The 13,613-nt window shown below is 50.3% G+C and carries 14 protein-coding genes and 1 tRNA gene; 8 read left to right on the top strand and 7 right to left on the bottom strand.

Annotated features, from left to right (window positions below):
* The first annotated feature begins 63 nt into the window (after window positions 1-63).
* The gene (gene ttcA / locus ACGHZ6_RS14060) at window positions 64-1,005 is read left to right on the top strand and encodes a tRNA 2-thiocytidine(32) synthetase TtcA (protein ID WP_390614604.1); all 942 of its coding nucleotides are present in this window, start codon (window positions 64-66) and stop codon (window positions 1,003-1,005) included.
* A gap of 195 nt (window positions 1,006-1,200) precedes the next feature.
* Entirely contained in the window at window positions 1,201-1,569 is a 369-nt protein-coding gene (locus ACGHZ6_RS14055; protein ID WP_390614603.1) for a hypothetical protein, read from the top strand.
* Window positions 1,570-1,577: 8 nt separating this feature from the next.
* Here ACGHZ6_RS14055 and ACGHZ6_RS14050 read toward each other — a convergent pair whose 3' ends face one another.
* Window positions 1,578-2,081, bottom strand: coding sequence for a hypothetical protein (locus tag ACGHZ6_RS14050; protein ID WP_390614602.1), 504 nt, complete (start codon window positions 2,079-2,081; stop codon window positions 1,578-1,580).
* A 276-nt stretch (window positions 2,082-2,357) separates the two neighbouring features.
* On the opposite strand from ACGHZ6_RS14050, the gene ACGHZ6_RS14045 reads away from it, so the two are divergent.
* Both ACGHZ6_RS14045 and ACGHZ6_RS14040 read left to right on the top strand, forming a co-directional pair.
* Window positions 2,358-2,873: an O-acetyl-ADP-ribose deacetylase gene (locus ACGHZ6_RS14045; RefSeq protein ID WP_390614601.1), complete on the top strand. Its 516-nt coding sequence runs from the start codon at window positions 2,358-2,360 to the stop codon at window positions 2,871-2,873.
* Window positions 2,874-3,000: 127 nt separating this feature from the next.
* On the top strand, window positions 3,001-5,451 hold the full coding sequence (locus tag ACGHZ6_RS14040) for an EAL domain-containing protein (protein ID WP_390614600.1): 2,451 nt from the start codon (window positions 3,001-3,003) through the stop codon (window positions 5,449-5,451).
* 19 nt (window positions 5,452-5,470) lie between these two features.
* Here the strand turns inward: ACGHZ6_RS14040 and ACGHZ6_RS14035 are convergent, their stop codons facing one another.
* Both ACGHZ6_RS14035 and ACGHZ6_RS14030 read right to left on the bottom strand, forming a co-directional pair.
* Window positions 5,471-6,178 carry a 16S rRNA (uracil(1498)-N(3))-methyltransferase gene (locus ACGHZ6_RS14035; protein ID WP_390614599.1) on the bottom strand — a complete coding sequence of 236 codons (708 nt, stop codon included), beginning with the start codon at window positions 6,176-6,178 and terminating at the stop codon, window positions 5,471-5,473.
* A gap of 21 nt (window positions 6,179-6,199) precedes the next feature.
* Window positions 6,200-6,276 (bottom strand) — tRNA-Arg (locus ACGHZ6_RS14030).
* A 128-nt stretch (window positions 6,277-6,404) separates the two neighbouring features.
* On the opposite strand from ACGHZ6_RS14030, the gene arsS reads away from it, so the two are divergent.
* On the top strand, window positions 6,405-7,394 hold the full coding sequence (arsS, locus tag ACGHZ6_RS14025) for an arsenosugar biosynthesis radical SAM (seleno)protein ArsS (RefSeq protein WP_390614597.1): 990 nt from the start codon (window positions 6,405-6,407) through the stop codon (window positions 7,392-7,394).
* 8 nt (window positions 7,395-7,402) lie between these two features.
* Window positions 7,403-8,791 carry a TIGR04283 family arsenosugar biosynthesis glycosyltransferase gene (locus ACGHZ6_RS14020; protein ID WP_390614596.1) on the top strand — a complete coding sequence of 463 codons (1,389 nt, stop codon included), beginning with the start codon at window positions 7,403-7,405 and terminating at the stop codon, window positions 8,789-8,791.
* Here the strand turns inward: ACGHZ6_RS14020 and ACGHZ6_RS14015 are convergent.
* From ACGHZ6_RS14015 to flgA, 4 genes are all read right to left on the bottom strand, one after another.
* Window positions 8,759-9,490, bottom strand: a complete 732-nt coding sequence (locus ACGHZ6_RS14015) for a flagellar brake protein (protein ID WP_390614595.1) — start codon at window positions 9,488-9,490, stop codon at window positions 8,759-8,761. The genes ACGHZ6_RS14020 and ACGHZ6_RS14015 overlap by 33 nt on opposite strands.
* A gap of 34 nt (window positions 9,491-9,524) precedes the next feature.
* Window positions 9,525-10,055: a flagella synthesis protein FlgN gene (locus tag ACGHZ6_RS14010; RefSeq protein ID WP_390614594.1), complete on the bottom strand. Its 531-nt coding sequence runs from the start codon at window positions 10,053-10,055 to the stop codon at window positions 9,525-9,527.
* 112 nt (window positions 10,056-10,167) lie between these two features.
* Window positions 10,168-10,488: a flagellar biosynthesis anti-sigma factor FlgM gene (gene flgM, locus ACGHZ6_RS14005; RefSeq protein WP_390614593.1), complete on the bottom strand. Its 321-nt coding sequence runs from the start codon at window positions 10,486-10,488 to the stop codon at window positions 10,168-10,170.
* Between the two features lie 167 nt (window positions 10,489-10,655).
* Entirely contained in the window at window positions 10,656-11,390 is a 735-nt protein-coding gene (flgA, locus tag ACGHZ6_RS14000; RefSeq protein WP_390614592.1) for a flagellar basal body P-ring formation chaperone FlgA, read from the bottom strand.
* Between the two features lie 203 nt (window positions 11,391-11,593).
* On the opposite strand from flgA, the gene ACGHZ6_RS13995 reads away from it, so the two are divergent.
* The gene (locus ACGHZ6_RS13995; protein ID WP_390614591.1) at window positions 11,594-12,556 is read left to right on the top strand and encodes a chemotaxis protein CheV; all 963 of its coding nucleotides are present in this window, start codon (window positions 11,594-11,596) and stop codon (window positions 12,554-12,556) included.
* 128 nt (window positions 12,557-12,684) lie between these two features.
* The gene (locus ACGHZ6_RS13990) at window positions 12,685-13,542 is read left to right on the top strand and encodes a CheR family methyltransferase (protein ID WP_390614590.1); all 858 of its coding nucleotides are present in this window, start codon (window positions 12,685-12,687) and stop codon (window positions 13,540-13,542) included.
* Window positions 13,543-13,613 lie beyond the last annotated feature (71 nt).

The following is a 13,613-nucleotide window of genomic DNA, read 5'->3' as shown; positions in this document are numbered from 1 at the left end:
ACCCTCCGCACAAAATCCGTACAATAGCGGCCCCTTGTCGAGATGTAGTAGGAAACAGGTGTCATGTCCGTGGAGACTAATCCAGCCTTGCCAACCGAATTAGCGCCGCAAGCTGAAAGCAATCAGCTAGATCGCAAAGCGGCTCACGAATTCAATAAGCTACAAAAGCGCCTGCGTCGCCAGGTGGGAACAGCGATTGCCGATTTCAATATGATTGAAGACGGTGACAAGGTGATGGTGTGTCTATCGGGCGGTAAAGACTCTTACTGCATGCTGGATATCCTGCTTAAGCTGCAGAAAAGTGCGCCTATCAGTTTTGATGTGGTTGCAGTCAATATGGACCAGAAGCAGCCCGGTTTTCCCGAGCATATTCTGCCTGACTTTCTCGATAGTCTGGGGGTGGAGTATTACATCATTGAGCGTGATACCTATTCAGTGGTGAAGAGCAAAATCCCGGAAGGCAAAACCACCTGTGGCCTCTGTTCCCGTTTGCGTCGCGGTACCCTTTATAGCTTTGCTGAAGATATCGGCGCTAACAAGATTGCACTGGGTCACCACAAAGACGACATGGTCGAAACCCTGTTTCTGAATATGTTTTACGGTTCGCGCATGGCGGGTATGCCGCCCAAGCTGCTGTCAGATGATAAGCGTAATGTGGTTATTCGTCCGCTGGCCTACAGCCGGGAAAAGGATCTGGCCCGTTATGCAGAGGTGCAAGGCTTCCCAATTATTCCCTGTAACCTCTGTGGCTCACAGGAAAATCTCCAGCGTCAAAACATCAAGCAGATGCTGCGTCAGTGGGAACAGGAACATCCCAATCGTCTTGAGAGCATTTTTACGGCCATGCAGTCCATTGCGCCTTCACAAATGGCCGATACCAATCTGTTTAATTTCACCGATTTGCAGGTCGATCGCAGCCAACCACGGGAAACCTACGAATATGCCGATAACCAGTCGGTAAAAGGTTCCGGTGTACAATTTATTGACGCCCTCAACGTCGAGTAAGTTGTTAAAACGCTAAAGGCCTATGGTTAATATAACCAGGGCTTTTATTGCTGCAGTTCTTCTGCATTCATGTGTTGAAAAGACCGACTGCCACTGCTATTTACTTATTCACTAACCGTTGTTTTCGGGTTATTTCCGACAGCTTGGCCAGGGAGGCAAAGACTCCCTTGGAAATAGCTTGCAGGAGAGTAGGTAATGGGCGAAAGAATCTACGAAGTGGTTTATATCGACAATTTTGATAATGCCGACGATGCATCCCAGGCAAGATCAAAACTCAAAGCCTGTTTTCACCTCAATGATTCCCAGTTGCAGCTGCTGAGTTCGGGGGTACCCGTGGTGGTGAAAAAGAACTTGCCACTGGTGGATGCCGAGCGCTTTGAGGTGGCGATTAAGCAGGCTGGTGCAACCTGCTGGTTGCAGGAAATGAGTCCCGATGAGGTGCATTATGAAAGGCGCCAGAACTCTCGGCGTATTCTTTTGGACCGGCGTTCCACTTTTCGCGGATCTTCGATACTTCCCGATAGGCGCAGCAATACCGGCAGGCGGCGCCAAGACCGCCCCTAGTGCAGGCTTTAGGCTGCAATCTCGTCTTTATTTTCTTTGTTGTGAATGAACTTCTGATAGTTGTTGGTAAATTCTTCAACGCTGCCGCGTAAGCGGCTGTGGAAATGCCGTTGCCAGAATTTTGCCAGACCGTGGCTGTCGTCAGCCTGGGGTAGGGGTTTGCCGCTGCGGCAGTAAACCATCCAGGCTATGGCTGTGGCATAACTGAGGTTGGTTGCCAGTTCAGCGTGGGGGTGGCTAAGAAACTCGTGCTGGCTGGCCAACCCGCGGACCTTGGAGGCAAGATCAGGGTTTTTGACCAGGTATTTGTCCCACAGGTTGTTGTGCGTTTGGGGGTGAATCTGAAATATCCCCAGGCTGTGACCACGGCGGGTTTTCAGGTGAAACCCCAAGCCGGATTCCTGGGCGGCGGTGCCCAGTAGCAAGTTTTCAGCCGCCTGAGACCAGTCGTCCAGGTGTTCCAACACCGGGCGGATAACATAAGTTCTCAGTTCTTCTGCACAAATACCCATAATGCACTCACTTGGCGTAATCGCCGTTTTCTCTAGAGCACCTCAGTTTCAAGTCCTATTTGGGCTATCGGCGTCTCTGGCATAAGTTGTAGTACGCTTTTGTTACTACCGCCAGTTTTTTTATATAAATTCGATAGTTGCATTACATTGCTGACCTGTTGTCCTAACTTTGGTGTTTAACTGTGGTGTAATGTTGGAAAAATGGCATATCCTTCCATTAATCACCTTTTGGTACTTACTTGTTGCAAGGCTTGTTCCAGATAAGGAGTCATTCTGATGACGCAGTTAACCGTGGTTGAGGGGGATATCACGCGGCTTGAGGTCGATGTCATTGTTAATGCCGCCAATTCGGCTCTGGCAGGGGGCGGAGGCGTGGATGGCGCCATTCATCGTGCCGCAGGTGCAGAGAAGCTACAGGCGGCCTGCAGGCTTCTGGGGGGCTGTTCAACCGGCAGTGCTAAGGCAACGCCAGCCTTCGCGCTACCGGCGCAGGCGATATTCCATGCCGTTGGGCCTATATGGCGTGGCGGAAGCCAGGGGGAGGCTGAGCTTTTGGCTTCCTGCTACCGGCAATGTATTGCCATGGCGGAAGCTGAGCGTTACCAATCCATTGCTTTTCCGGCCATCAGTTGCGGTGTCTATGGCTACCCGCTGGATCAGGCTGTCGTTATTGCTGTGGATACCGTGCGTAGCAGCTTAGCCTTCAATACCAGTCTAGAGCAGGTGATATTCTGCTGTTTTGATGGCGAAATGGCAGAACGTTACCATCGAGTGTTGAATACCGCTGACTAAATTATGGCCTAATGTATAATAGGCGGCCCCGTGAAGGTGCGAGCCTGAAAATGACAGGGGCGAGTAGAAGGGAAAAGGGCCGTAAGGCGGTATCGGGCAAGGCCCAATTTGGAAAGATCGAGAACATATGCAGGCATTTTTTAAAGGTATCTCATTCCGCTTGGCGAAGGTCGGCGTAATCCTGGCTTTTGTTTTGGGGTTGGTGATGAGCTCAATCCAACTGTATCTCGATTATCAAGGGCAGGAAGAGGCCCTGGAGGCCTTGATTAATCGGGTTATTGAGGTTGCTGCACCACCGGCGGCCCGTGCGGTTCACACCCTCGACGATGATCTTTCGGTCGAGGTGGTCAATGGCTTGCTGACCTACGACTTTATTTACAATGTTTCCATTACCGATGAGCTGGGCAATGTCTTGGCGCGGGGCACCAAACCCCGCAAGCAAACGGCCACCGCCTGGCTGACCCGCCATATTGCCGGTGATTCGCGTCGCTATAATGCCAGCTTAAGTATTCCCGGTTACGGCGATACCACCACCGGCAAGATTGAATTTGATGTTGATCTGGATACTGCCTTGGCCGGTTTCTTTGATCGATCCGTGTTCGTTATCTTGTCCGGGTTTTTCCGTAATATGCTGTTGGTACTGATGTTATTCGGTGCCTTCTATTACCTGCTTACTCGCCCTTTGATCCGGCTGGTCAGCGAAATTAAAGCCATTAATCCCGAACACCCCGCTGAAAAGCGTCTGACCTCTCTGCCAGATCATCGCACCGATGAGCTGGCACAGCTGGTAACCAGCAGTAACCAAATGCTTAATGCCGTAGAAGATGCCCTGGGCCGACGTCTGGAGGTAGAAGAGGAGCTGCGCAACAGCGAGCAGATGGTCAGCAATGTGGTCAACAATCTGCCAGCTATCGTGGGGCTGCTTAACAAAGACGGCGATATCAAATTCTGCAACCAGTATATGGCTGAGTTCTACGGTAAGGATGTCGGCACAATGTTGCAGAGCAATATGGGCGATTTTGAATTTGTCTATCGCGATGACCCAGAAATTATTCCGCGTTTGGTAGGCCGCACCAATGATTACTACGATCAGGCCGTGCCGTTTGAGGGCTACTTTTATTCAGTAGACGGCAAGCGTCACTATATGCAAGGTAATGTGAAGGGTATCTCCATGCGTGGCGAGGATTACAACCTGATCGTCGCCAACGATATGACTGATCGTAAAAGTGCCGAAGATAAGATGGAGTACATGGCCTATCACGATGCGCTCACCAATCTGCCCAACCGTTTGTACCTGGTTGAGCGTTTGGAGCATGAGTTGTGTCGGGCTCGTCGCCATAACTATTTCGGCGCGGTACTGTTTATTGACCTCGACCATTTTAAAAATATTAACGATTCACTGGGCCACCCTGTGGGTGATCAGGTTCTGAAGAAGGTAGCAAACCGATTAACCGACGTGGTGCGTGAAGAGGACCTGGTGGCGCGCCTTAGCGGTGATGAGTTTGTTGTTGCCTTGACGGTGCTGGACAGTGAAATCGAAACAGCTGCCCTCAAAGCCGGTGAAGTGGCTGAAAAAATCCGTAAATATATCTCCGAGCCTTACTACCACGAAGACATGAAACTGCACGTGTCTTGCAGTATTGGTATTGTGGTTTATTCCGATAAAGAAAGCTCGGTGCACGAGCTATTGCGCTTTGCTGATACCGCCATGTATCAGGTGAAGGAAAAAGGCCGCGATGCTATCGAATTCTTTAATGTCGATATGGCCGATAAAGTCAGCCGCCAGTTGGTGATGGAAGGTGAACTGCACCGCGCGTTGGAAGATAATCAGTTTGAGTTGTTCTATCAGTCAAAAATTTGTGCCAAAACCGACAAGGTGGTTGGTGCTGAGGCGTTATTGCGCTGGCGTCACCCGGAGCGGGGACTGGTGTCTCCGGTAGAGTTTATTCCTATTTTGGAAACATCGGGCTTGATTTTGGATGTCGGTCAATGGGTGATTGAGGAAGCCTGTCGCCAGTTGCAAATCTGGCACGAGATGGGCGTATGGGAAGAGGGCATGAAGCTGAGTATTAATATCAGCCCGCGCCAGTTCCGCCGCCAGGCATTTGTCGATGATGTGGCCAAAATTCTGCACCATATTCCTATTCCGGAAAAAAGCCTGGATATGGAAATCACCGAAGGGGTGGTTATTCATAATGTCGAAGAGGCGATTAGCACTCTGACAACCCTGACGTCGATGGGTATTAGCTTCTCGCTGGATGATTTCGGTACCGGTTATTCATCGATCAGTTACTTAAAGCGCCTGCCGGTGAGTACCTTAAAGATCGACCGCAGCTTTATCCGTGATATTAGCTATGATCGCAGTGACCGGGTACTGGTGGAAACCATTATCACCATGGGACGACTGTTGGATCTGAATGTGATTGCAGAAGGTGTTGAAGACAAGGAACAGGTGGAGATTCTTAAGGGCTTCAACTGCGACTACTACCAGGGCTTCCTATTCTGCAAGCCGCTCATGGTAGAGGATTTTCAGCAGTTACTGATTTCCGAACAGAAGTCATTACAGCAGTTGGGCTAAAAGCAATAAAGCAGTTGAGTTAGAACAGCTTGGCGAGTAGTACCGGGATTGCGGTTTCTACTCGCAGAATGCGTTGACCCAGTGAAATCGGTTCAAACCCTGCCGCTTCGAACTTTTCTATTTCATAATCGACAAAGCCACCTTCGGGGCCAACCGCAAGGGTGATAGGTTGCTGTTGCTTTTGTGGGCACTCGGGGTAGGGACCGGGGTGTGCAACCAGGGCCTTTGAGTTCTGTGCCAATTGCGGGGCAATGTCTTCCGCAAACGGGCGAAAACGCTTGTGGTATTCGATGTGTGGCAGCGTAGTGTCCTTGGCCTGTTCCAGTCCCAGCAGTAGTTCTTCGAGTACCTTGTCTTCCTGTAGCTGAGGCGTTTGCCAAAAACTCTTTTCCACCCGGTTACTATGGATCAGGTGCAGGGTTTTAACGCCCATAGTGGCAATGGTTTGCAGTGTGCGTTTAAGCATTTGCGGGCGCGGCAGTGCCAGAATCAGATTGATTGGCAGTGGTGCTGGAGGCTCTTTATCGAGCGTGACCTGCAATTCCACTTCTTGATCCGTAAGACGGGTGATTTTCCCTTGTCCTGTTAAGCCATTTAACTGACCAACGCCCAGCGTATCGCCTTGGGCGGCGCGATGGATTTGTTTGATATGTTGGAAGCGGCGATCGCGTAAAACCACCTGTTGAGGTGCAATAAAATCGTCGTCAAAAAGCAGGATCAAGTTCATGGGAAAGAGTGCGTTGTAAAATGGCGTCCCCTAGAGGATTCGAACCTCTGACCTGCCCCTTAGGAGGGGGCCGCGCTATCCAGCTGTGCCAAGGGGACTCGCGACAGCATTATAATGACCACTACAGCAGATGAACAAGAACTAATTATGGAATCAATCGCTAGCTTTTGTGGTCATAGCTAGCAATATCCATTACCCTCGCTGCAAACGTGAAGGATGAAGTGACATGAAAGATACCCGCCCGCTGTTACTGCCAGGTGATTTTCCCGCATTGCGTCGTGGGCAGTTAGAGATTCTGCAGGTCAATCTTGGTTATCTGTGTAATTTAAGTTGCACGCATTGTCATGTGAATGCTGGCCCCAAACGCACCGAACTGATGGAAAAGTGCACAGTCGATAGTGTGTTACGTTTTGTGGCGCAGCAACAGATTCAGTGCCTGGATCTTACCGGTGGTGCGCCGGAAATGAATCCGCATTTTCGTGAGCTGGTCACCGCTGCCCGAAAAATGAACGCTACGGTGATTGACCGCTGTAATCTGACCATCTTGTCTGAGCCGGGTTACGAAGATCTGGCAGAGTTCCTCGCTCAACAGCAGGTTCATGTAACGGCATCGCTGCCATGTTATGCCGAGCAAAATGTGAATGAGCAGCGGGGCAAGGGGGTGTTTCAGGCTTCCATTGAGGGATTACAAAAACTCAATGCCTTGGGTTATGGCATTGACCCGGCACTGCCACTGGATTTGGTTTACAACCCTAACGGGGCTTTCTTACCGCCAGCCCAAGAGGCGCTGGAGGCTGACTATAAGGCGCAATTATTGGCCGATCACGGTGTGCATTTTAATCGCCTGTTAACCATTACCAATATGCCCATCAGCCGCTTTGGCGCTATGCTGCTGGCCAAAAATCAATTTAACGATTATATGCAGCTGCTCAAGGGCAGCTTCTCCAGTGAGAACCTGTCTTCGGTGATGTGTCGCTCTTTGATCAGTGTTGATTGGCAGGGCGATGTTTATGACTGCGATTTTAATCAGATGCTATCCTTGCCGCTGCATAAGCAGGTTGATGGTGTTATAGGTTCCGATGCTGTTTCACCGCGGCATATCAGTGAGTTGATTCACCATGACTTTGTCGGTGAGTCTATCGTTGTGGGTGACCATTGCTATGGTTGTACCGCCGGGCAGGGCAGTAGCTGTGGTGGTGCATTGGACGCTGTTTAACTTCTCATATGCAAAAGCCTACTGTAAATCTCTCGATCATTATTCCAGTACTCAACGAGGCTAAAAACCTGTTGGCCTATTTAAAACCGCTACAGTTGTGGCGTCAGCAAGGCGTGGAACTGATTGTGGTTGATGGTGGCAGTGATGATGACACCCTGGCATTGGCGAAGGATCATGCTGATAAAGCCTTTGTTGCAGAGCGTGGTCGAGCACGACAAATGAACGCTGGCGCTAAACGTGCGGCGGGTCACTATTTGTTATTTCTCCATGCAGATACCCGTTTGCCGCAGGCGGAAGTGGACGAAGTGCTCGGCAGCTTTGAGTCTTTGAAGCAGCGCGATGTAGCGTGGGGGTTTTTCCCTGTCCGCTTAAGCAGTCGACGTTGGCCTTTTCGTGTTATTGAGTGTGCAATTTCCTGGCGGTCTCGCTTAACGTCTGTGGCCACAGGTGATCAGGCAATTTTTGTTGAGCGTTCGGTGTGGGATCAGCTTGGTGGTTTCTCTGATATTCCGCTGATGGAAGATGTCGAAATCAGCAAGCGTTTGCGCCAGCGCAGTGCTCCCAAGGTTATGTCTGTGCCTGTAGAAACCGACAGTCGGCGCTGGGAATCCCGTGGCGTAGTGCGGACGGTGTTATTAATGTGGTCGTTACGTTTGCTGTATTTTATTGGCTTTAAGCCACAGCGCTTGGCACCCTGGTATGGAATCAATCCTCAACCCAAACAAAACAACCCCTGTATTGCGCAGTTGGCCAAAGCGCCGGTGCTGGGTAAAGTCAAAACCCGTATGCAGCCACAGTTAAGTGTTGAGCAAAGTGTGGAGCTGCATCAGCGACTGGTACAGCATGTGGTCAGTAATTTGGTGCAATGCTCTGATGCCAGTTTGCAGCTCTGGGTCAGTGATCAGCCTGAGTCCCCGTTTTTTCAATCGCTGCATCAGCGCTATCCCTTGCAAGTGCAGTTACAGCAGGGTCAGGATTTGGGGCAGCGCATGTCCAATATTTGTCAGACCGTATTGCAGCAATACAGTGCAGTAATTTTGGTTGGTAGTGATTGCCCGTTTATTACATCCAGACAAATTGAACAGGTAATTACTGCATTGGATGCGGGTAATCAGGCCGTGATTATTCCGGCCCAGGATGGTGGCTATACCTTGCTGGCATTAACGCAGGCAGAATGGCGTGTTTTTGAGGAGGTTGAGTGGGGCAGTGAGCGGGTTTATCAGCAAACACTGTCGCGTCTAGATCAGCTGGGGTGGCGTTATCACTGCCTGGAGGCCCTAGCCGATATCGACCGTCCAGAGGATTTAGTGCTGTTGCATGAGGATGCTTCTACCCGTGCTATTGTCGATGATTTAGTGGAAGTTTTAGGCAAAAGGGATGTCGCTGCGCTGACCTGATTTGCGGTTTTCCCGTTGAATTTGCAGCGTGTATCTATCCAGTTGTCGTTGTTGAACCTTATCGAGGTCAACAAATTCAAAACCGCACAGAGTTACATTTTGGCTGCGATCATACCGCGGGTGCTTGGCCACGAGTGAGCAGTGCAATTCAAAGTTCGAGTTGATGCGTATGCCGCAATGCTCAAACAATTCTTCGCGCTGGATTTCCGGGCGCACAAAGCCCTGAAATTGACAGCCGATGCCCGTGGTCGACAGATCGGTAATATTACCTGTGAGTGATTTCTCTCGCTCATTGCTCAGCGTAATTGAGCTGCTCTGGCGGCTATTGAGGTGAGTGCGGTAGGCATCGCGGCGTTGCTTGTGATTGATTTTATTGGGAAAGGCAATGGTGTAGGCGTGTTTAAATTCCGGATGGGCAGAGGGAATTACGCGGTTATTTTTGCTGGTGACCTGCACGCCTTCATAGAAGGCAATCAGGGTAAATTCCTGGCCGCTTTTTAATTTTTCATTGCCCGCCGGCGGATTAACCTCATCGACGACAAATTGTTGGTTATCCAGGTCGGTATGTATCAGCAGGCTGCTGTAAGCGTGGTGATCGCCACTGAAGCGCAGGGTTAGCATGCTGCGGGTTAATTGCAGTGAGCGCAGGACGCGGTAAATATCGTTCCGGTCGGTCAGATACTGTCCGGTATCTTCCATAGTCTTTTCCGCAGCAGCTGGTCTTTCCTATAGTTTAGGCTTTCACCATACCTTTGCTGCTTTTATGGACTTGAGTGGTGCCGCTCTGGTTGTAGAGCTTGGGGGCATCAAACTGACCACGCAGGATATCCAGTAGGCGATTGATCGTTTGTTGGCCTCGGGCAATCATTTTGCCATTCACCTCATTGAGGTGCTGGCTGTTGCTGAGCTTGTCATTAAAGATCTGCCACTGATCGAGCAGCTTCTGGCCACCCATTTCCTGTAGTAGTTGCAGCCAGTGGCTTTCGTCGGTGGGTTTGCCTTGGGCTTGTAACCAGCTGCGGCGCTGATTTGCGCTATTGGCCAGGGCACCCAAGAGGCTGTTCTTTACGGGAATCAGGCCTTCGAGTGTCTGGGTTTGGCGCTGCTTGAGCGCTTCGCTTTCTTGCTGCAGTAGCTCGATAAGCTGATCGCAGATTTGGATATCGTGCTCAACCTGATTAAACAGGGCTTTAGGGCTTACCGGGACGGCGCCCATAGAAGTATTGGCGGATTGGGAGCCAGTGTTTTGGGTGGTGCTCGACATAGGAACCTCCAGTGATGGCGGTAGAGAGACCGATGACGTGAACGGGGAATTGCAGCGCTTCAGTCTCTCGTGTGTACAGTCTTCGTTATATGGGTGTTGTAACGATTGGGCGTCAACTTAGCATGTCATCGTTGTCGAGCATGCGCTCGGCGATACGTTCTGAATTAATCTCAAAGCTGCCGTTGGCAATAGCCTCTTTAATGGCGGCAACGCGAGCAGCATCCACTTCTGGAGAAGCATTGATCTGTGCTTCCAGACGATTGAGTGTCTGTGCTTCAGTGCTCAATACCACACTGTCTCCTGGCGCTGCCGGTTTCGCATTACTGCCTGCTGGCTGCGAATCGGGTTTATGAGTACTGACGCCACCGGCGCCGCGATTTTTGGCTCCACCCGTATTTGCTGGATTTAGCCCATTGTTTGGATCAATAACCATAGCTGCAATTCCCATAAATATATCGACTGTCTATGCCGGGCCTTTAAAAGGCTTTTTTACAAGCCTAGTGGTACCCTCAGTGGGGGTATCGGCGGCTTATAGAGTAACTTTAACAAAAATTACTAATTTTTTTCTCCGGCAAACAGCGGCCTCCTTATAACGACAGATTATAAAATAACTTGAACTTTGCCTGGGCTAACCACTTTAGCCCTGACAACGCGGTCAGATTTGGTGTTGCGTACCTTAATTTGTTGTCCCGTGCGACCATTGCTTAGGGCTTCACCGGGGGCGACCACGGTTATGGCGCCGGCAACGGCTTCAATAACGACGCTATCGCCTTTAAGTACGGCCATGGGCTCCACCAGTTGGGATTTGCGCAGTGCTTCTCCTTCCCGTATGGGGCGTTTTAGCTCCATACCCAGGGCCAGATCCATATCGGTGATAAAGCCGTAGCTGATGCTGTTGGTATCGCGCGGCTCCAGGCGAATATCGGCAGGGGAGAGGGTGTCGCCTCGGCTCAGCTGGCGATTGGCTACCAGGATAGGGCTAATCATCTGTACCTTGGCTGAGGTATAAATCGACCAAGGGGTTGAGCCCTGACAGCTGCTTTTAACGGTTAAATTGCCACCCACATTGCGGTTTTGCATTAATTGGTGTGTCAAAGGTCCGTCGCATTTGCTGAGGCGGAGGCGGGGATCTATACGGCGAACGTCAATTTTTGTGCTTTCGATACTTCTGCCTTGGGTCACCGAAGGCATTTCATCTTCGATAAAATGGTATACCGCCTGCTGCAATTGACCGATGGGTTCGTACTGGTGACCTAAAGGTTGGGCATAGGCTGCCAGCCCCGGTAATATCAGGGTTGAAAGTAGTAGGAGCGTATAAAAACTACGAACTTTCATGGTATTTGACCTATGCTCTAAAGGTATTAGTTATCTGTTATGTTTTATTTGGGCGCTATTTCCGCACTTCATCTAAAGTGCGTTGGTTTTTTGCCGTTAACTACAGATAACTATCCGGTAAGCAAACTGCGTGCCGGGTTGCTGGGGGGACCCAGGGCTTGTTGCAGGCATCCTGCGGCGGTAAGGCATATAGAGGAGTCTACATGGCTGGCGTATTAGACAGCGTTAATCAGCGAACACAGTTGGTGGGGCAAAACCGTCTCGAGCTACTGTTGTTCCGCCTTGGGGGCGAGCAGCTCTATGGCATTAACGTTTTTAAAGTAAAAGAGGTATTGCAATGCCCGGCGCTTAATGAAATACCTAAGCGCAACCCTGTGGTATGTGGTGTCGCCCATATCCGTGGTGGAACCATCTCCATTATGGATATGAATCAGGCTATTGGTCGGCGTCCTTTGCCTGATGTTGAAAACTGTTTTGTCATTATTACGGAGTATAACCGTACCACCCAGGGGTTTCTGGTGCGATCGGTCGAGCGCATTGTCAATATGAACTGGGAAGATATTCATCCGCCACCCAAGGGGGCAGGTAAGGAGAACTACCTGACCGCTGTCACCGAGGTGGAAGGCAAGTTGGTTGAAATTATTGACGTGGAAAAAATTCTCGCCGAAGTTTCGCCGCTGCCCGAAGAGATCAGTGAGGGTGTTTTTGAGGATGGTATTGCCGAGCGTGTGGTTCAGAAACATGTTCTGATCGTTGATGATTCCACCATTGCCCGTAAACAGATTCAGCGGGTTGTTGAATCTATGGGCATCAAGACAACGCTGAAAAAGGATGGTCGTGAAGCCTACGAGTATCTGGCCGGACTGGTGGAGGATGGCGTGGATCCCTATGCCGAGCTGGTTCTGGTGATCTCTGATATCGAGATGCCGGAAATGGATGGCTACACCTTTACCGCAGAGGTCAGGAATCATCCGGGCTTGAAGGATCTGCATATCATCCTGCATACCTCATTGAGTGGAGTCTTTAATGAGGCGATGGTGAAAAAAGTGGGTGCTAATGACTTCCTGGCCAAGTTCAATCCCGACGAGTTGGCTCGCCGAGTCAACGACCGGGTGTTGGAAATGACCGGTGAAAGTGTGCTCGAAGAGGATGAAGGGGAAGAATAAAGCGCGGCTTTTTGTTAGGCTTGCACCCCTTGGTTAACTGGCTGGTCGGGAATTATCCTCGGGCAGCCAGTTTAACGTTTTCCCTTTTTATTTAGTGACCGTGGATTTCAGAGTAAATGCGGAGTGTTATGGGCGATAAGCTGGCAACCAGAAGCGGGCAGCTGGAACCGGAAGAGTTTGAAAAGTTTCGGCTGTTTCTCAAGGATGCCTGTGGCATTTCCCTGTCAGAAAACAAGCAATATCTGGTGACTACCCGGATCCGTCGTATTCTTGCGGATAACCAGCTGGATTCCTTAACCCAATTGGTTGAGCAGATGCAGCGTTCGCGCCATTCGCGCTTACGTACCGAAGTCATTGATGCGATGACCACCAATGAAACCTTCTGGTTTCGTGATACCTACCCGTTTGAATACCTCAAACAAACGATTTTCCCCGAATTACAGAATCAAAAGGGTGCCATCGGCCCTCTGCGTATTTGGTCTGCGGCTTGTTCCTCCGGTCAGGAGCCTTATTCCATCAGTATGACGGCCGAAGAATATCGCCGTATCAATATGGGTGTATTACCTCGTCCTGTTGAGATTGTGGCAACGGATCTGTCCTCAGCGATGTTGGAGCAGTGTAAAAGCGGGGAATACGACAAGATGTCAGTGGTTCGTGGCTTAGCCCGCGAGCGTTTGGATAGCTTTTTTGACAAACTTAATAACGAGACCTGGCGTGTTAAACCCGCTATTCGGGAGCGTGTGCAGTTTAAGGCCCTGAACCTGATGGATCCCTTTATTGGTATAGGGCGCTTTGATCTTATCTTCTGTCGCAATGTGTTGATCTATTTTTCGGCAGAGCTGAAGGAAGATATCCTGCGCCGTATGCATGCTGTACTTAAGCCTGGCGGGATTCTGGTATTGGGGTCATCGGAAGGGCTGGCGGGTGCGGGTGATTTGTTCGAAATGGTCCACTGTAATCCGGGAATTATGTACCGGGCCCGCTAAATTGTCTTTTTGGCCTGCTTTTTAACCTGCTTTTTAGTCTGATTAGGCCATCTCCTCAGTCGGTGAAATTG

It is taken from the genome of Maricurvus nonylphenolicus, assembly GCF_042854845.1.
Taxonomy (GTDB): domain Bacteria; phylum Pseudomonadota; class Gammaproteobacteria; order Pseudomonadales; family Cellvibrionaceae; genus Maricurvus; species Maricurvus nonylphenolicus.
Note: the sequence above shows the minus strand (reverse complement) of the source record. Positions and strands in the feature narration are given on the sequence as shown.